This is a genomic window from Caballeronia sp. SEWSISQ10-4 2, assembly GCF_030464885.1.
Taxonomy (GTDB): Bacteria; Pseudomonadota; Gammaproteobacteria; order Burkholderiales; family Burkholderiaceae; genus Caballeronia.
Genome location: NZ_JALPRJ010000030.1, coordinates 75,390 through 91,133 on the forward strand (window position 1 = coordinate 75,390; position 15,744 = coordinate 91,133).

The window sequence follows — 15,744 nt, forward strand, 5'->3', positions numbered from 1 at the left end:
TGGCTTAGCCCAAAATATCTTCGACGGACTTGCCGCGCTTCGCCGCGATGTCGCCCGGGGTGGACTGCTTGCGCAGACCGTCGAGCGTTGCACGAACGAGGTTGTACGGATTCGTCGAACCGTGGCTCTTCGCCACAACGTTTTGAACGCCCATCACGTCGAACACTGCGCGCATCGGGCCGCCGGCGATAACACCCGTACCATCCTTGGCCGGAGCCAGGAGGACTGCGGATGCGCCGTGCTTACCGTGCACTTCGTGTTGCAGCGTACCGTTCTTCAACGGCACCTTGAACATGTTGCGGCGTGCTTGTTCCATTGCCTTTTGAACAGCAACCGGAACTTCCTTCGCTTTGCCTTTGCCCATGCCGATGCGGCCATCGCCATCGCCAACCACGGTCAGTGCGGCAAAACCGAGAATCCGGCCGCCCTTCACAACCTTGGTCACGCGATTGACCGCGATCATCTTTTCACGGAGGCCGTCGTCGCGTTCTTCAGCCTTCACATTCGCTTGCATCTTTGCCATGACGAATTCTTCCCTTAGAACTTGAGTCCGGCTTCGCGTGCCGCATCAGCCAGCGCTTTCACGCGGCCGTGGTAACGGAAACCTGAACGGTCGAAGGCGACGGATTCGACGCCGGCTGCCTTGGCTTTTTCAGCAATACGCTTACCGACAGCGATCGCAGCGTTGACGTTGCCGCCCTTACCGGTCTTGTCGGCCAGTTCGGCACGCACTTCAGCTTCGAGCGTCGACGCGCTTGCCAGCACCTTGGTGCCGCACGGCGAGAACACTTGCGCATAGATATGCGTGTTCGTGCGATGCACAGCCAGACGTGCGACCTGCAGCTCAGCGATCTTGACGCGCGTCTGTTTGGCGCGGCGCAGGCGAGATTGAGTCTTATCCATGATTGCGCACCCTTACTTCTTCTTCGTTTCTTTGAGGATGACGACTTCGCCGAAGTAGCGCACGCCCTTGCCCTTGTAGGGCTCCGGCGGACGGTAACCGCGAACTTCCGCAGCGACCTGGCCAACTTTCTGCTTGTCGATCCCCTTGATCACGATTTCGGTTTGCGTCGGGGTTTCAACCTTGATGCCTTCCGGCATCGCGTGCACCACGGGGTGCGAGAAACCCAGCGACAGATTCAGCTTGTCGCCCTGCGCCTGCGCGCGATAACCAACGCCAACCAGCGTCAGCTTGCGCTCGAAACCCTTCGTAACGCCATTCACCATGTTCGCCACCAAGGCGCGCATCGTGCCCGACATCGCATTCGCTTCACGGCTTTCATCAGCCGGCGCGAAGTTGAGCGTGCCGTTGTCGTTTGCTACCGTAACAAGCGGGTTGGCCGCTTGCGTAATCGTACCCAGCGGGCCCTTGACGGTGATTACTTCGCCGCTAAAGGCCACTTCCGCGCCTTGCGGCAGCGTAATCGGGCTTTTACCTACTCGAGACATGTTTCTTCTCCTTTTCGGCTTAAGCGACGTAGCAGAGGACTTCGCCGCCGACGCCAGTCTGGCGCGCCTTGCGGTCGGTCATCACACCCTGGGGCGTCGACACGATTGCAACGCCAAGACCGTTCATGACAACCGGAATGTCGTTACGACCGCGATACACACGCAGACCAGGCTTCGAAACGCGTTCAATGCGCTCGATAACCGGACGGCCAGCGTAGTACTTCAACGCGATATTCAATTCCGACTTCGCACCTTCAGACTTCACTGCGAAATCGTCGATATAACCTTCGTCCTTCAAAACCTGCGCAATCGCAACCTTGACTTTCGACGAGGGCATTGTCACCGACACTTTCTCAACCATCTGCGCATTGCGGATGCGAGTCAGCATATCGGCGATAGGATCACTCATGCTCATTTACGTATCTCCTATTACCAGCTCGCCTTGGTCAGGCCAGGGATTTCGCCGCGGAAAGCGATTTCACGAATCTTGCTGCGTGCCAATCCGAATTTGCGGAACGTGCCACGCGGACGACCCGTGATCGCGCAGCGGTTACGCTTGCGAGTGGGGTTCGAGTTGCGGGGCAGTTGCTGCAGTTCGAGACGAGCGGCGTAACGCTCTTCGTCCGACTTGCTCGCGTCATCGATGACCGCCTTCAGCGCAGTACGCTTGGGAGCGTACTTTGCAGCCAGGCGAGCACGCTTCTTTTCACGTTCGATCAGTGCCAGTTTAGCCACGGTAACCTCAGTTTCTGAACGGGAACTTGAAGCTGGCGAGCAGTGCCTTCGCTTCATCGTCAGTCTTCGCGGTCGTCGTGATGCTGATGTTCAGCCCACGAAGCGCGTCGATCTTGTCGTAATCGATCTCGGGGAAAATGATCTGCTCTTTCACACCGATGTTGTAGTTGCCGCGACCGTCAAACGCACGACCCGATACACCGCGGAAGTCACGAACCCGGGGGAGCGCAACCGTCACGAAACGATCGAGAAATTCGTACATGGCCTGGCCGCGCAGCGTAACCATCGCGCCGATCGGGTAGCCCTGACGAATCTTGAAGCCAGCGATTGCCTTGCGTGCCTTCGTGATAACCGGCTTCTGGCCAGCAATCTTCGTCAGGTCGCCAACGGCGTTTTCGATGATCTTCTTGTCGGCGACGGCTTCGCCAAGACCCATGTTCAGGGTGATCTTGGTGATGCGCGGCACTTCCATGATGGACTTGTAGCCGAACTTCTCAACGAGGCCGGGTACAACCTTCTCTTTATAAAATTCTTGCAGACGTGCCATTTTTTACTCCGCGTCAGACGCTAAGCGTGGCACCGGTCGACTTCAAGAAGCGAACCTTCTTGTCGCCTTCGACCTTGATGCCCACACGTGACGCCTTGCCATTCGCGTCGACCAATGCGACGTTCGAAATATGCAGCGGCATCGTCTTGGCTTCCACGCCACCCGTCGTACCCTTCATCGGGTTCGGCTTGACGTGCTTCTTGACGAGATTAATACCCTCGACCGTCACACGCTCTTCGCCAACGGACAGCACGACGCCGCGCTTGCCTTTGTCTTTGCCAGTGGTGACGATAACTTCGTCACCTTTGCGAATCTTGTTCATCGCGACTCCTTACAGCACTTCCGGCGCAAGCGAAACGATCTTCATAAATCGTTCACTACGCAATTCACGCGTAACCGGTCCGAAAATACGCGTACCGATAGGCTCGAGCTTGGCATTCAAAAGTACGGCGGCATTACCGTCGAACTTGATCAGCGAGCCGTCCTGGCGGCGCACGCCCTTGGCCGTACGAACGACCACGGCGTTGTAGATTTCGCCCTTCTTCACGCGTCCGCGCGGCGTTGCTTCCTTGACGGTCACCTTGATGATGTCGCCAATGCTAGCGTAACGACGCTTCGAGCCGCCGAGCACCTTGATGCACATCACTTCACGTGCACCCGTGTTGTCGGCAACTTCAAGCCGAGTTTCGGTCTGAATCATGGTTTATCTTTCCCAACTTAATCCAGTTACGCCACCATGGCGCACCCGGTCAGTCTTGGTCCCGTCAGCCTGGTGGCTGCTTGGGTTAGAACAGGCAGCGAGGGCAGACGAAACCCGCCATCGCAATCCGGTGAATCTGTCAGTACAAGCTTGGCGCCTGCACCGGCTTCCCCCACCAACTTCGCCCGCGATGGGGCTCCCACAAAGAGGGAAGACCGAAATTATAACGCATAATTTCGGTCTGGCAAGCGAAAGTTACTGCGATACTTCTTTTACCGCTTTTGACGCTTAGATGACGCGCGCCGACTCGAGCAACTTCGACACAACCCAGGCTTTCGTCTTAGAAATCGGACGGGTTTCCTGGATCTCGACGAGATCGCCTTCGTTGTACGTGTTCGCGTCGTCGTGAGCGTGATACTTCTTCGACCGTACGACGTACTTGCCGTAGATCGGGTGCTTTACGCGATGCTCGACCAGCACGGTGACCGTCTTTTCCATCTTGTTGCTGACGACCTTGCCGACCAGCGTCCGCTTGAGCGAGGTTTTTACGCTATCGTTCATTTCTGGTTCGCCTTCTCAGTCAGGACGGTCCGCACACGAGCGATGTCGCGACGAACCTTCTTCAATTGACTGTTGTTGGTCAATTGCTGGGTCGCGAGTTGCATGCGCAGGCCGAATTGCGCCTTCAGCAGGTCCGTCAGCTCTTGATTGAGAGCGGCCTGGTCTTTCTGGTGAAGTTCGGAAGCCTTCATCATTGCTCCTTAGGCGCCGAGCTGGCGTGAAACGAAGTACGTCTTCAGCGGCAGCTTAGCTGCAGCCAGACGGAACGCTTCACGTGCCAACTCTTCAGTAACACCGTCCATTTCATACAACATCTTGCCCGGTTGAATCTCTGCGACGTAGTACTCAGGGTTACCTTTACCGTTACCCATCCGTACTTCAGCCGGCTTTTGCGAGATCGGCTTGTCCGGGAAAATGCGGATCCAGATACGGCCGCCACGTTTAATGTGACGCGTCATTGCACGACGCGCCGCTTCGATTTGGCGCGCGGTCAAACGGCCGCGACCGATAGCCTTCAGGCCATATTCACCGAACGACACTGCGTTGCCGCGCGTCGCCTTGCCGGTGTTACGACCCTTTTGCTCTTTGCGATACTTTCTGCGTTTCGGTTGCAGCATCGTTATTCTCCAGTCTTCCCGTCGCCGCCGGCACCGCCAGCACGACGGGGAGCGCCACGGCGCGCACCTGCGTTTGCCGGGCCACCACCTTCACCGTCACGACGCGGACGGCGATCGCCACCCGGACGTGCGTTGCGGCGCGGACGCTTGTCTTCGGCTACTTCTTCGACCACCGGTGCATCGTTGCGGCCCAGCGTGTCGCCCTTGTAGACCCACACCTTGACGCCGATGATGCCGTAGGTCGTCTTCGCTTCCGAGGTTGCGTAGTCGATATCAGCACGCAGCGTGTGAAGCGGAACGCGACCTTCGCGATACCACTCCGTACGAGCGATTTCGATACCGTTGAGACGGCCTGCGCTCATGATCTTGATGCCTTGAGCACCCAGACGCATGGCGTTTTGCATCGCACGCTTCATCGCGCGGCGGAACATGATCCGACGCTCGAGCTGTTGCGTGATCGAATCAGCGATCAACTGTGCATCGGTTTCCGGCTTACGGATTTCTTCGATGTTGACGTGGACCGGAACGCCCATGCGGCGTTGCAGTTCCGACTTCAACAGTTCGATATCCTCACCCTTCTTGCCGATCACAACGCCCGGACGCGAGCTGTAAATCGTGATACGTGCGTTCTTTGCCGGACGCTCGATGACCACCCGACCGACCGAAGCGTTCTTCAGCTTCTTCTTCAGGTACTCACGAACACCGATGTCTTCCTGCAGCATCGACGCGAAATTGGTGTTGTTCGCGTACCAACGCGACGCCCAATTTCGGCTGACAGCCAGACGGAAGCCTGTCGGATGAATTTTTTGTCCCATCGTATGGCTCCTTAATTCCCGACCGTCACAGTGATGTGACAGGATTGCTTCTCGATGCGGTTACCACGGCCTTTTGCGCGCGCGGTGAAACGCTTCAGTGAAGCGGCCTTGTCGACCATGATGCTCGTTACTTTGAGCTCGTCGATGTCGGCGCCTTCGTTGTGTTCCGCATTCGCGATCGCCGACAGCACGACCTTCTTGACAATACCCGCCGCCTTCTTCGGCGAGAACGTAAGAACGTTCAGCGCCTTGTCGACCGGCAAACCACGGATCTGGTCAGCCACAAGACGCGTTTTCTGCGCCGAGATGCGGGCACCGCGATGAATAGCTTTTACTTCCATCTTGATAGCCCCTTATTTCTTGGCCTTCTTGTCGGCTGCATGACCCTTGAACGTACGGGTCAATGCGAACTCGCCAAGTTTGTGGCCGACCATGTTTTCCGAAACATAAACCGGGACGTGTTGACGGCCGTTATGTACGGCGATCGTCAGACCGATAAAGTCCGGGAGGATCGTCGAACGACGCGACCAGGTCTTGATCGGTTTCTTGTCACGCGCAGCTGCGGCAGCCTCAACCTTCTTCAGCAAATGAGCGTCGCAGAACGGACCTTTTTTAACAGAACGTGCCATTGCTTACTCCTTAGCGCTTGTGACGGCGCTGAACGATCATCGTCGTCGTGCGCTTGTTGCTGCGGGTGCGATAACCCTTGGCCGGGGTTCCCCACGGGCTGACCGGATCGCGACCTGCTGCCGTCTTACCTTCACCACCACCGTGCGGGTGATCGACCGGGTTCATTGCAACGCCACGCACCGTCGGGCGGATACCGCGCCAGCGGTTAGCACCGGCCTTACCGATTTGACGGAGGCTATGCTCTTCGTTGCCAACTTCACCAATCGTCGCGCGGCACTCAACGTGCACACGGCGAATTTCACCCGAACGCAGGCGAACCTGAGCGTACGTGCCTTCGCGAGCCAGCAGCATGGCGGACGTACCAGCCGAACGCGCCATTTGCGCGCCCTTGCCCGGCAACATCTCGACGCAGTGAATCGTCGTACCGACCGGAATGTTGCGGATCGGCAGGGTGTTACCCGAGCGGATCGGCGCCTCCGAACCCGACATCAACGACTGACCCACCGTCGCACCCTTCGGAGCGATGATGTACTTGCGCTCGCCGTCTGCGTACAGAACCAGCGCGATGTTCGCGCTACGGTTCGGATCGTACTCAAGGCGCTCGATCTTTGCCGGAATGCCGTCCTTGTCGCGACGGAAATCGACCATACGGTAGTGTTGCTTGTGACCGCCACCTTTGTGACGCGTCGTGATGCGACCGGAGTTGTTCCGGCCGGCGGTCACGGACTGTGCGTCGAGCAGCGCTGCGTGCGGCTTGCCCTTGTACAGATCCTTATTGACCACCTTGACCATCGCGCGGCGACCCGGCGAAGTCGGCTTAACTTTTACGATTGCCATGATTACTTGGCCTCCGCTTCAAAGTTGATTTCCTGGCCGGGCTTCAGGCAGACATACGCCTTCTTCACGTCTTTGCGCTTGCCCATGAAGCGGCCAAAGCGCTTGGCTTTACCCTTCGTGACCAGCACGTTGACGGAATTGACTTCTACCTTGAACAGCAGCTCGACAGCAGCCTTCACTTCCTGCTTCGTGGCATCGGGCGCGACTTCGAACACAACTTGCTCGTTCTTGTCGGCCACCAGCGTCGCCTTTTCGGAGATCACCGGCGCGAGCAGGACCTGCATCAAACGATGATCGTTCTTGCGAATCTCGCTCATGACAGCAACTCCTCGATCTGGGCGACCGCAGCCTTCGTAATCAGGATCTTCTTGAAGTAGATCAACGAGAGCGGGTCGGCGTAACGCGGCTCGACAACGGCCACGTGGGCCAGATTGCGCGACGCGAGGTACAGGTTTTCGTCGACCGTGTCAGTGATGACCAGGACAGACTCGAGACCCATTGCCTTGAATTTTTCGGCTAACAGCTTGGTCTTCGGCGCTTCGAGCGTGAGCTCGTCGACTACCGAAATACGGCCTTCACGTGCCAACTGCGAGAAGATCGAGCAGAGACCTGCGCGATGCATCTTCTTGTTGACCTTGTGCGAAAAGTTTTCTTCCGGCGAATTCGGGAAGATACGGCCACCGCCGCGCCACAACGGGCTCGACGACATACCGGCACGAGCGCGGCCCGTGCCCTTTTGACGCCACGGCTTCTTGGTCGTGTGCTTGACTTGCTCACGATCCTTCTGCGCGCGGTTACCGCTACGTGCGTTGGCTTGATAGGCCGTGACGACCTGATGGATCAGGGCTTCGTTGTAATCGCGACCGAACACAACGTCCGATGCGTTCACACCCGTGCCTTCCTGACCATTGGCGCTCAGGAGCTTAAGTTCCATTATTTCGCTCCTTTCACAGCGCGTGCCTTGACAGCCGGCGTCACGAAGACCTTGCCGCCCTTAGCGCCAGGAACAGCGCCGCGGACCAACAACAGATGACGGTCGGTGTCGATACGAGCGATCACGAGGTTTTGCACCGTAACCGTTTCGTCGCCCATGTGACCGGTCATGCGCTTACCCGGGAAAACACGACCCGGATCCTGCGCCATACCGATCGAACCTGGGACGTTGTGCGAACGCGAGTTACCGTGCGATGCGCGACCCGAAGCGAAGTTGTGACGCTTGATGGTACCGGCGTAGCCCTTACCGATCGACACGCCTTGCACGTCGACTTTCTGGCCTACTTCGAAGATGTCCGTACCGATCACGGTACCGTTCGACAACTCGGCAGCCTTAGCGGAATCGATCTGGAATTCTTTGAGAACTTCACCAGCTTGTACGCCGGCTTTGGCAAGGTGACCTGCCAGCGGCTTCGTCACGCGCGATGCGCGGCGAGTGCCGAATGCAACTTGAACGGCGATGTAACCATCCGTTTCTACAGACTTGATCTGCGTCACGCGGTTGTCCGACACGTCCAATACGGTGACGGGAATCGAATCCCCTTCAGGCGTAAAGATACGGGTCATGCCAACCTTGCGACCTACGAGTCCAAGGCTCATCGTTTTCTCCATTCCCAACTGCGATTGGTCGGGGCTGATTTACAAAATGCCGGCCGATTCATATGAATCGCACCGACTTTTTTGCGCAAATGCGCGAAAAGCCTTGGAGTATAACAAGGCTTTTCGTTTTTCGCAAGCAATCAAAGACTTAGCGTCGCTCCTCGCGAGAGCGGCGCCGGGTGAAACTTACTGCAACTTGATTTCCACGTCGACGCCAGCGGGCAAGTCGAGCTTCATCAACGCGTCAACGGTCTTGTCCGTCGGATCGACGATGTCCATCAGGCGTTGGTGGGTGCGGATTTCGAGCTGATCGCGCGACGTCTTGTTGACGTGCGGCGAACGCAAAATGTCAAAACGTTGAATACGGGTCGGCAGCGGCACCGGACCACGTACGATTGCGCCAGTCCGCTTAGCCGTATCGACGATTTCAGCTGCCGATTGATCGATCAGACGATAGTCGAAAGCCTTCAGGCGAATGCGGATTTTCTGGTTTGCCATGACAATTCCTTGAAAGAGCGAGACGGTGTTGCACCGTCGATTTGGTAAAAGAGCATGGAGCCGGACACCAGCAAGGTGCGTGCGCCCGGCTCCGGGCACGACTACGAATTACAGCTTTTTTTGAAGCAAGCTCAGGATTTTACTCGAGAACCTTGGCAACGACACCGGCGCCGACGGTACGACCGCCTTCACGGATGGCAAAGCGCAGACCTTCTTCCATGGCGATCGGAGCAATCAGCTTCACCGTGATCGACACGTTGTCGCCCGGCATCACCATTTCCTTGTCCTTCGGCAACTCGATCGAACCCGTTACGTCCGTGGTACGGAAGTAGAACTGCGGGCGATAGTTGTTGAAGAACGGTGTATGACGGCCGCCTTCGTCCTTGCTCAGCACATACACTTCAGCCGTGAAGTGCGTGTGCGGCGTGATCGAACCCGGCTTGGCCAACACCTGGCCACGCTCCACGTCTTCACGCTTCGTGCCGCGCAGCAGAATACCCACGTTGTCGCCCGCTTGACCTTGGTCCAGCAGCTTGCGGAACATTTCCACGCCCGTGCACGTCGTCTTCACCGTCGGCTTGATACCGATGATTTCGATTTCTTCGCCAACCTTCACCACGCCACGCTCGATACGGCCCGTCACCACCGTGCCACGACCCGAGATCGAGAACACGTCTTCCACCGGCATCAGGAACGAACCGTCAATCGCGCGTTCCGGCGTCGGGATGTACGTATCCAGCGCGTCGGCCAGGTTCATGATCGCCACTTCGCCCAGCTCGCCCGTGTCGCCTTCCAGCGCCAGCTTGGCCGAACCCTTGATGATCGGCGTGTCGTCGCCCGGGAAATCGTACTTCGACAGAAGCTCACGCACTTCCATTTCAACCAGTTCCAGCAACTCAGCGTCGTCCACCATGTCGCACTTGTTCAGGAACACGATGATGTACGGCACACCAACCTGGCGAGCCAACAGGATGTGCTCACGCGTTTGCGGCATCGGGCCGTCTGCAGCCGAACACACCAGGATCGCGCCGTCCATCTGCGCCGCACCCGTAATCATGTTCTTCACATAGTCAGCGTGGCCCGGGCAGTCAACGTGCGCGTAGTGACGCGCGGCCGTTTCGTACTCGACGTGGGCCGTGTTGATCGTGATACCACGCGCCTTTTCTTCCGGCGCCGCGTCGATCTGGTCATACGCCTTCGCTTCGCCGCCAAACTTCTTCGACAACACCGTCGCGATTGCTGCCGTCAGCGTGGTCTTGCCATGGTCGACGTGACCAATCGTGCCTACGTTGACGTGCGGCTTGGTCCGTTCGAATTTACCTTTTGCCATGATTGCCTTCTTTCAAAAATGTTGGATCGGTTAAAGACTTTCGGCTTGCCGAATTACTTGGATTTCGCGTTGATGATCGCTTCTGCCACGTTTCGCGGAGCTTCAGAATAGTGCTTGAATTCCATCGTGTACGTAGCGCGACCTTGCGTCGCCGAACGCAGCGACGTCGAGTAGCCGAACATTTCCGACAGCGGGACTTCAGCGCGCACGATCTTGCCGCCGCCAATCATGTCTTCCATACCCTGGACGATACCGCGACGGCTCGACAGGTCGCCCATCACGTTGCCCATGTAGTCTTCCGGCGTTTCGACTTCCACAGCCATCATCGGTTCGAGGATGACCGGGTTCGCACGGCGCATCGCTTCCTTGAACGCCATCGAACCTGCCATGCGGAACGCATTTTCGTTCGAGTCAACGTCGTGGTACGAACCGAAGGTCAGGTGAACCTTTACGTCGACCACCGGGAAGCCAGCCAGCACGCCCGCCTTCAGCGTTTCCTGAATGCCCTTGTCCACAGCCGGGATGTACTCGCGCGGAATCACACCGCCCTTGATCTCGTCCAGGAACTCGTAGCCCTTGCCCTGCTCATTCGGCTCAAGCGTAATGACAGCGTGGCCATACTGGCCGCGGCCGCCCGACTGCTTGACGAACTTGCCATCAACGTCTTCAGCCTTGCCGCGAATCGTTTCGCGATACGCAACTTGCGGCTTGCCGACGGTTGCTTCAACGCCGAATTCGCGCTTCATGCGGTCGACCAAAATTTCCAGATGCAGCTCGCCCATACCCGAAATGATGGTCTGGCCCGACTCTTCGTCGGTCTGAACGCGGAACGACGGATCTTCCTGAGCCAGGCGGTTGAGCGCGAGGCCCATCTTTTCCTGGTCAGGCTTGGTCTTCGGTTCCACGGCCTGCGAAATCACCGGCTCAGGGAAAATCATGCGTTCCAGAACGATCGGATGTGCCGGATCGCACAGCGTGTCGCCAGTGGTCGCGTCTTTCAAGCCAACCGCAGCGGCGATGTCGCCCGCATGCACTTCCTTGATTTCTTCGCGCTGGTTTGCGTGCATCAGCAGAATACGGCCGAGACGTTCCTTCTTGTCTTTGGTCGCGTTCAACAGCGTGTCGCCCGACTTGGTCATGCCCGAGTACACGCGGAAGAAGATCAACTGGCCAACGAACGGGTCGGTCATGATCTTGAACGCGAGTGCCGAGAACTTTTCGTCGTCAGCGGCACGACGTTCAGCACGTTCACCGTCTTCGAGTTCGCCCAGAACCGGGGGAATATCGACCGGCGACGGCAGGAAGTCGAGCACCGCGTCCAACATGCGCTGCACGCCCTTGTTCTTGAACGCGGTACCGCACAACATTGGCTGGATTTCGCAAGCGATCGTACGGTCGCGAAGACCCTTCACGATTTCCTCTTCGGACAATTCGCCCGTTTCGAGGTACTTGTTCATCATTTCTTCGTTGGCTTCAGCTGCGGCTTCAACCATCTTTTCACGCCATTCATCGCACGTATCCTGCAACGCAGCCGGGATTTCTTCGTACGAGAACTTGGTACCCTGGGACGCTTCGTCCCAAATGATCGCCTTCATCTTGATCAAGTCGACCACGCCCGTGAACGTGTCTTCTGCGCCAATTGGCACCACGATAGGAACCGGGTTCGCCTTCAGACGCAGCTTGAGCTGGTCATAGACCTTGAAGAAGTTCGCGCCGGTACGGTCCATCTTGTTGATGAACGCGAGACGGGGAACCTTGTACTTGTTGGCCTGGCGCCACACGGTTTCCGACTGGGGCTGAACGCCACCCACAGCGCAATAAACCATGCACGCACCGTCGAGCACGCGCATGGAACGTTCAACTTCAATGGTGAAGTCAACGTGTCCCGGGGTGTCGATGATATTGATGCGGTGCTCGGGGCGGTCGCCAGCCATGCCTTTCCAGAAGGCCGTCGTTGCTGCCGACGTGATGGTGATGCCGCGCTCCTGCTCCTGCTCCATCCAGTCCATCGTTGCCGCGCCGTCGTGAACTTCACCGATCTTATGGTTCACGCCCGTGTAGAACAGGATGCGTTCGGTCGTCGTCGTCTTGCCGGCATCGATGTGAGCGCTAATACCGATATTACGGTAGCGCTCGATAGGTGTCTTGCGAGCCACTTTGAATCCTTAATTGGGTCGACGCAACCCGGCACATGCCAGTCGCGTCCTAACACAAACGGGCGAGGCGCTTTGTAAGCGCACCCGCCCGGAGGTTTTTCCGTTCGTCCCAGGTCGGGAGGCCTAAAAACAGCCTTAGAAGCGGAAGTGCGAGAATGCCTTGTTGGCTTCTGCCATCCGGTGAACTTCGTCGCGCTTCTTCATCGCGCCGCCACGGCCTTCCGCGGCTTCCGAAAGCTCACCTGCCAGACGCAGGGCCATCGACTTCTCGCTGCGCTTCTTCGCAGCTTCGCGCAACCAACGCATCGCCAATGCCATACGACGCGACGGACGCACTTCGACTGGAACTTGATAGTTCGCACCACCAACGCGACGGCTCTTCACTTCCACAACCGGCTTGACGTTGTTGAGCGCACCCGTGAACACTTCCAGCGGGTCCTTGCCACCCTTCGTCTGGATCTGTTCAAAAGCGCCATAAACGATACGCTCGGCAACCGACTTCTTGCCCGACAGCATGATCACGTTCATGAACTTGGCTACATCTACGTTGCCGAATTTCGGATCCGGCAAAATGTCCCGCTTGGGGACTTCGCGACGACGCGGCATGTTTCTTCCTTTGATTTTTCAGTTGGAGCCATATCAGCCCCGCGGTCACCAACAAACCCGATCCATCTATCGACTAACCAGCTTGGCCGGGTGACCACTTACTCGACAGCACCGGCACTTCCGGCACCACCGCTTGAACGCCCTTTACGGGCAACCTGTACAACTTAACCGACAAAAACTTACTTGCCAGCCTTAGCGCGCTTCGCACCGTACTTCGAGCGAGCTTGCTTACGATCCTTGACGCCCTGGGTATCCAGCGAGCCGCGAACCATGTGGTAACGCACGCCCGGCAAGTCTTTCACACGACCGCCGCGAATCAGCACGACCGAGTGTTCCTGCAGGTTGTGGCCTTCACCACCAATGTACGAAATGACTTCAAAACCGTTCGTCAGACGAACTTTTGCAACTTTACGAAGTGCCGAGTTCGGCTTCTTCGGCGTCGTCGTGTACACGCGAGTGCACACGCCGCGACGCTGCGGGCAGTCCTGCAAAGCCGGCGACTTGCTCTTCACTGTTTCTGAAGCGCGGCCTTTGCGAACCAATTGATTGATGGTTGGCATTGTCTATTCCTAAATTGATCAAAATCGACGCCCCCGTTTCGGGCAAAGCAAAACGGACTGCGCATCGAACTTTCCGATTCTTGGCTCACGCGTGCGCGGAGAATCCCGAGGGAAACCCCTTTAGCAGATCCAAGAACGAGAACCTAGCATCATAATCTGAAATTCCCAATGCGGTCAACAGCTTGGGTGTGGATCGCGACTGTCATGCGCATTAAAAGCTAGTTTGCGCCGACCACTTCGAGCAATTCGCTGCCAAAACGCTCGAGTTTTCGCGCTCCGATGCCAGGAATCTGGCTCAGATCCTCGATGGAATCCGGCTCGTTGCGTGCGATTTCGGCAAGCGTTGCATCGTGGAAGATCACGTAGGCCGGCACGCCATCGCTCTTCGCCATGCTCGCACGCCATGCGCGTAACCTTTCCCAGCGCGCTTTGACGCGTGGCGACATACCTGCTGTCGGATCGGCACGCTCACCCGTTCGGCTCGAAGACTGCCGGGTGCGCGTCGGCTTGACGTACTTTCGAAGCGTAACTGCCTGCTCGCCCTTAAGCACGGCCTTGCTGGCTTCGGTCAGGATCAGCGCACCAAAGCCGTCATGGTCAACGGCGAGATAACCGAACGCGACCAGTTGGCGAAAGACGGCGCGCCATTCCTGTTCGGACAAGGCCGCGCCAAGTCCGAACGTCGACAGCTTTTCGTGGCCGCGCTGGAGCAATTTTTCGGATCGGCTACCGCGCAGAATGTCGATCAGGTGGCCGGCACCGAAGTGAAATCCGCTCGCCTTATACGCGCGATACACGCAGGACAGCGCCATCTGCGCCTCGCGAGTCGCGTCCCACGATTCCGGCGGCTCGAGGCAAGTGTCGCAATTCCCGCACGGTTGGCTTGCTTCTCCGAAGTAGCCAAGTAAGCGCACGCGCCGGCAAGACGCCGCTTCGCACAGCCCGAGCAGCGCGTCGAGCTTGCCGCCCTGCATGCGTTTGTGGGTATCGTCGGCGTCTGATTCGTCGATCATCTTGCGCTGTTGCACCACGTCGCCGAGACCGTACGCCATCCACGCGTTCGCCGGCATGCCGTCGCGGCCCGCGCGTCCAGTTTCCTGGTAGTAGCCTTCCACGCTTTTTGGTAAATCCAGATGCGCCACGAACCGCACGTCTGGTTTATCGATACCCATGCCGAAAGCGATCGTCGCGCACATCACGACGCCCTCTTCGCGCTTGAACATTTCCTGATGCCGCTGACGCGTCTCGTACTCCATGCCCGCGTGATACGGCAGCGCACGCACACCCTGACTCTTGAGCCAGTCGGCGGTCTCTTCCACCTTGCGCCGCGACAGGCAATAGATCACGCCGGCGTCGGTGGTTTTGTCGGGGTTCGTATGCTCGGCGCGGATGAAATCGAGCAATTGCGCGCGCGCATTGTCCTTCTCCACAATCCGATATCGGATGTTCGGCCGGTCAAAGCTGGAGACGAAAATACGTGCATTGTCCAAAGCCAGCCGATGCACGATTTCATCGCGGGTAATGGCGTCGGCGGTGGCGGTCAGTGCGATCCGCGGCACCGATGGAAACCGCTCGTGCAACACCGACAGTTGAATATATTCCGGCCGGAAGTCGTGCCCCCATTGCGATACGCAATGCGCTTCATCGATGGCGAACAAGCCAATGCGCACGCTTTCGATCAACTCAAGGAAACGGGGCGTCATCAAGCGTTCCGGAGCGACATACAGCAGGTCGATTTCCCCGTTACGCAACGCTCTTTCTGTCGCGGCGGCTTCGGCGCCTGTGAGCGTCGAATTCAGGCACGCGGCGCGCACACCGACTTCGCTCAACGCGGCGACCTGATCCTGCATCAACGCGATCAACGGAGACACGACGATCCCAGCGCCGAAACCCGCTTCACGCCTTAATAAAGCGGGAATCTGATAACACAGCGACTTTCCGCCGCCGGTCGGCATCAGCACGAGCGAATCTCCGCCGGCGGCCACGTGATCGACGATATCGCCCTGCTGCCCCCGAAAAGCGGGATAGCCAAATACTTCCTTGAGAATTTCGAGCGAACGGGACATGGAGGAGACGGAGTGCGCCAGAGCGTGAGTGCCCCGATTTTACC

The 15,744-nt window shown here is 57.9% G+C and carries 24 protein-coding genes; all 24 read right to left on the minus strand.

The annotated features are described in order from the left end of the window. Positions 1–4 precede the first annotated feature (4 nt). Positions 5–523, minus strand: a complete 519-nt coding sequence (gene rpsE / locus M0D69_RS21100; protein ID WP_031361566.1) for a 30S ribosomal protein S5 — start codon at positions 521–523, stop codon at positions 5–7. A gap of 14 nt (positions 524–537) precedes the next feature. Continuing rightward, positions 538–903, minus strand: coding sequence for a 50S ribosomal protein L18 (gene rplR, locus M0D69_RS21105; protein WP_047845342.1), 366 nt, complete (start codon positions 901–903; stop codon positions 538–540). A gap of 12 nt (positions 904–915) precedes the next feature. Beyond that, a complete protein-coding gene (gene rplF / locus M0D69_RS21110) occupies positions 916–1,449 on the minus strand; it encodes a 50S ribosomal protein L6 (protein ID WP_047845341.1) in 534 nt (177 codons plus the stop codon). Between the two features lie 19 nt (positions 1,450–1,468). After that, positions 1,469–1,864, minus strand: coding sequence for a 30S ribosomal protein S8 (gene rpsH, locus M0D69_RS21115; RefSeq protein WP_031361569.1), 396 nt, complete (start codon positions 1,862–1,864; stop codon positions 1,469–1,471). Positions 1,865–1,878: 14 nt separating this feature from the next. Then, positions 1,879–2,184: a 30S ribosomal protein S14 gene (gene rpsN, locus M0D69_RS21120; protein WP_031361570.1), complete on the minus strand. Its 306-nt coding sequence runs from the start codon at positions 2,182–2,184 to the stop codon at positions 1,879–1,881. 7 nt (positions 2,185–2,191) lie between these two features. Further along, positions 2,192–2,731: a 50S ribosomal protein L5 gene (rplE, locus tag M0D69_RS21125; protein WP_035933066.1), complete on the minus strand. Its 540-nt coding sequence runs from the start codon at positions 2,729–2,731 to the stop codon at positions 2,192–2,194. A gap of 13 nt (positions 2,732–2,744) precedes the next feature. Beyond that, on the minus strand, positions 2,745–3,053 hold the full coding sequence (rplX, locus tag M0D69_RS21130) for a 50S ribosomal protein L24 (protein WP_047845340.1): 309 nt from the start codon (positions 3,051–3,053) through the stop codon (positions 2,745–2,747). Between the two features lie 9 nt (positions 3,054–3,062). Continuing rightward, complete coding sequence (gene rplN, locus M0D69_RS21135; RefSeq protein ID WP_006052212.1) at positions 3,063–3,431, minus strand: 50S ribosomal protein L14; 369 nt, start codon at positions 3,429–3,431, stop codon at positions 3,063–3,065. A gap of 288 nt (positions 3,432–3,719) precedes the next feature. After that, the gene (gene rpsQ / locus M0D69_RS21140) at positions 3,720–3,992 is read right to left on the minus strand and encodes a 30S ribosomal protein S17 (protein ID WP_031361574.1); all 273 of its coding nucleotides are present in this window, start codon (positions 3,990–3,992) and stop codon (positions 3,720–3,722) included. Continuing rightward, positions 3,989–4,183 carry a 50S ribosomal protein L29 gene (rpmC, locus tag M0D69_RS21145; RefSeq protein WP_047845339.1) on the minus strand — a complete coding sequence of 65 codons (195 nt, stop codon included), beginning with the start codon at positions 4,181–4,183 and terminating at the stop codon, positions 3,989–3,991. Before rpmC ends, rpsQ begins: the two co-directional genes overlap by 4 nt. Before the next feature lie 9 nt (positions 4,184–4,192). Beyond that, the gene (gene rplP, locus M0D69_RS21150) at positions 4,193–4,609 is read right to left on the minus strand and encodes a 50S ribosomal protein L16 (protein WP_031361576.1); all 417 of its coding nucleotides are present in this window, start codon (positions 4,607–4,609) and stop codon (positions 4,193–4,195) included. Between the two features lie 2 nt (positions 4,610–4,611). Continuing rightward, positions 4,612–5,424, minus strand: a complete 813-nt coding sequence (rpsC, locus tag M0D69_RS21155; RefSeq protein ID WP_047845338.1) for a 30S ribosomal protein S3 — start codon at positions 5,422–5,424, stop codon at positions 4,612–4,614. An 11-nt stretch (positions 5,425–5,435) separates the two neighbouring features. Next, positions 5,436–5,765 (minus strand): 50S ribosomal protein L22, encoded by a 330-nt coding sequence (gene rplV / locus M0D69_RS21160; RefSeq protein ID WP_031361578.1) that lies wholly within the window; start codon positions 5,763–5,765, stop codon positions 5,436–5,438. Between the two features lie 12 nt (positions 5,766–5,777). Then, positions 5,778–6,053, minus strand: coding sequence for a 30S ribosomal protein S19 (gene rpsS, locus M0D69_RS21165; RefSeq protein WP_031361579.1), 276 nt, complete (start codon positions 6,051–6,053; stop codon positions 5,778–5,780). 10 nt (positions 6,054–6,063) lie between these two features. Continuing rightward, positions 6,064–6,891 carry a 50S ribosomal protein L2 gene (gene rplB / locus M0D69_RS21170; protein ID WP_047845337.1) on the minus strand — a complete coding sequence of 276 codons (828 nt, stop codon included), beginning with the start codon at positions 6,889–6,891 and terminating at the stop codon, positions 6,064–6,066. A gap of 2 nt (positions 6,892–6,893) precedes the next feature. After that, on the minus strand, positions 6,894–7,208 hold the full coding sequence (rplW, locus tag M0D69_RS21175) for a 50S ribosomal protein L23 (RefSeq protein WP_031361581.1): 315 nt from the start codon (positions 7,206–7,208) through the stop codon (positions 6,894–6,896). Further along, positions 7,205–7,825: a 50S ribosomal protein L4 gene (gene rplD, locus M0D69_RS21180; protein ID WP_047845336.1), complete on the minus strand. Its 621-nt coding sequence runs from the start codon at positions 7,823–7,825 to the stop codon at positions 7,205–7,207. The genes rplW and rplD overlap by 4 nt, the downstream gene beginning before the upstream one ends. Beyond that, positions 7,825–8,484 (minus strand): 50S ribosomal protein L3, encoded by a 660-nt coding sequence (rplC, locus tag M0D69_RS21185; RefSeq protein ID WP_062091252.1) that lies wholly within the window; start codon positions 8,482–8,484, stop codon positions 7,825–7,827. Before rplC ends, rplD begins: the two co-directional genes overlap by 1 nt. A gap of 186 nt (positions 8,485–8,670) precedes the next feature. Further along, positions 8,671–8,982 (minus strand): 30S ribosomal protein S10, encoded by a 312-nt coding sequence (gene rpsJ / locus M0D69_RS21190; RefSeq protein WP_031361584.1) that lies wholly within the window; start codon positions 8,980–8,982, stop codon positions 8,671–8,673. 139 nt (positions 8,983–9,121) lie between these two features. Further along, a complete protein-coding gene (gene tuf / locus M0D69_RS21195; protein ID WP_062093238.1) occupies positions 9,122–10,312 on the minus strand; it encodes an elongation factor Tu in 1,191 nt (396 codons plus the stop codon). 53 nt (positions 10,313–10,365) lie between these two features. Next, positions 10,366–12,468, minus strand: a complete 2,103-nt coding sequence (gene fusA / locus M0D69_RS21200; protein WP_301783879.1) for an elongation factor G — start codon at positions 12,466–12,468, stop codon at positions 10,366–10,368. A 135-nt stretch (positions 12,469–12,603) separates the two neighbouring features. Next, positions 12,604–13,074 carry a 30S ribosomal protein S7 gene (gene rpsG, locus M0D69_RS21205; protein WP_031361587.1) on the minus strand — a complete coding sequence of 157 codons (471 nt, stop codon included), beginning with the start codon at positions 13,072–13,074 and terminating at the stop codon, positions 12,604–12,606. Between the two features lie 179 nt (positions 13,075–13,253). Continuing rightward, complete coding sequence (rpsL, locus tag M0D69_RS21210) at positions 13,254–13,634, minus strand: 30S ribosomal protein S12 (protein WP_035935550.1); 381 nt, start codon at positions 13,632–13,634, stop codon at positions 13,254–13,256. Between the two features lie 218 nt (positions 13,635–13,852). Next, on the minus strand, positions 13,853–15,700 hold the full coding sequence (recQ, locus tag M0D69_RS21215; RefSeq protein WP_301783880.1) for a DNA helicase RecQ: 1,848 nt from the start codon (positions 15,698–15,700) through the stop codon (positions 13,853–13,855). Between the last annotated feature and the right edge of the window lie 44 nt (positions 15,701–15,744).

Excerpts from the sequence above, each read along its gene's own strand:
- rpsG (WP_031361587.1), bottom strand. The coding sequence starts at position 13,074 with ATGCCGCGTCGTCGCGAAGTCCCCAAGCGGGACATTTTGCCGGATCCG.
- tuf (WP_062093238.1), bottom strand. The coding sequence starts at position 10,312 with ATGGCAAAAGGTAAATTCGAACGGACCAAGCCGCACGTCAACGTAGGC.
- rpsE (WP_031361566.1), bottom strand. The coding sequence starts at position 523 with ATGGCAAAGATGCAAGCGAATGTGAAGGCTGAAGAACGCGACGACGGC.
- rplE (WP_035933066.1), bottom strand. The coding sequence starts at position 2,731 with ATGGCACGTCTGCAAGAATTTTATAAAGAGAAGGTTGTACCCGGCCTC.
- rpmC (WP_047845339.1), bottom strand. The coding sequence starts at position 4,183 with ATGAAGGCTTCCGAACTTCACCAGAAAGACCAGGCCGCTCTCAATCAA.
- rpsH (WP_031361569.1), bottom strand. The coding sequence starts at position 1,864 with ATGAGCATGAGTGATCCTATCGCCGATATGCTGACTCGCATCCGCAAT.
- rplR (WP_047845342.1), bottom strand. The coding sequence starts at position 903 with ATGGATAAGACTCAATCTCGCCTGCGCCGCGCCAAACAGACGCGCGTC.
- rplP (WP_031361576.1), bottom strand. The coding sequence starts at position 4,609 with ATGCTGCAACCGAAACGCAGAAAGTATCGCAAAGAGCAAAAGGGTCGT.
- rplV (WP_031361578.1), bottom strand. The coding sequence starts at position 5,765 with ATGGAAGTAAAAGCTATTCATCGCGGTGCCCGCATCTCGGCGCAGAAA.
- rpsC (WP_047845338.1), bottom strand. The coding sequence starts at position 5,424 with ATGGGACAAAAAATTCATCCGACAGGCTTCCGTCTGGCTGTCAGCCGA.
- rplC (WP_062091252.1), bottom strand. The coding sequence starts at position 8,484 with ATGAGCCTTGGACTCGTAGGTCGCAAGGTTGGCATGACCCGTATCTTT.
- rplB (WP_047845337.1), bottom strand. The coding sequence starts at position 6,891 with ATGGCAATCGTAAAAGTTAAGCCGACTTCGCCGGGTCGCCGCGCGATG.
- rpsL (WP_035935550.1), bottom strand. The coding sequence starts at position 13,634 with ATGCCAACCATCAATCAATTGGTTCGCAAAGGCCGCGCTTCAGAAACA.
- rpsQ (WP_031361574.1), bottom strand. The coding sequence starts at position 3,992 with ATGAACGATAGCGTAAAAACCTCGCTCAAGCGGACGCTGGTCGGCAAG.
- rpsJ (WP_031361584.1), bottom strand. The coding sequence starts at position 8,982 with ATGGCAAACCAGAAAATCCGCATTCGCCTGAAGGCTTTCGACTATCGT.
- rpsS (WP_031361579.1), bottom strand. The coding sequence starts at position 6,053 with ATGGCACGTTCTGTTAAAAAAGGTCCGTTCTGCGACGCTCATTTGCTG.
- rplD (WP_047845336.1), bottom strand. The coding sequence starts at position 7,825 with ATGGAACTTAAGCTCCTGAGCGCCAATGGTCAGGAAGGCACGGGTGTG.
- rplF (WP_047845341.1), bottom strand. The coding sequence starts at position 1,449 with ATGTCTCGAGTAGGTAAAAGCCCGATTACGCTGCCGCAAGGCGCGGAA.
- recQ (WP_301783880.1), bottom strand. The coding sequence starts at position 15,700 with ATGTCCCGTTCGCTCGAAATTCTCAAGGAAGTATTTGGCTATCCCGCT.
- rplX (WP_047845340.1), bottom strand. The coding sequence starts at position 3,053 with ATGAACAAGATTCGCAAAGGTGACGAAGTTATCGTCACCACTGGCAAA.
- rplW (WP_031361581.1), bottom strand. The coding sequence starts at position 7,208 with ATGAGCGAGATTCGCAAGAACGATCATCGTTTGATGCAGGTCCTGCTC.
- rplN (WP_006052212.1), bottom strand. The coding sequence starts at position 3,431 with ATGATTCAGACCGAAACTCGGCTTGAAGTTGCCGACAACACGGGTGCA.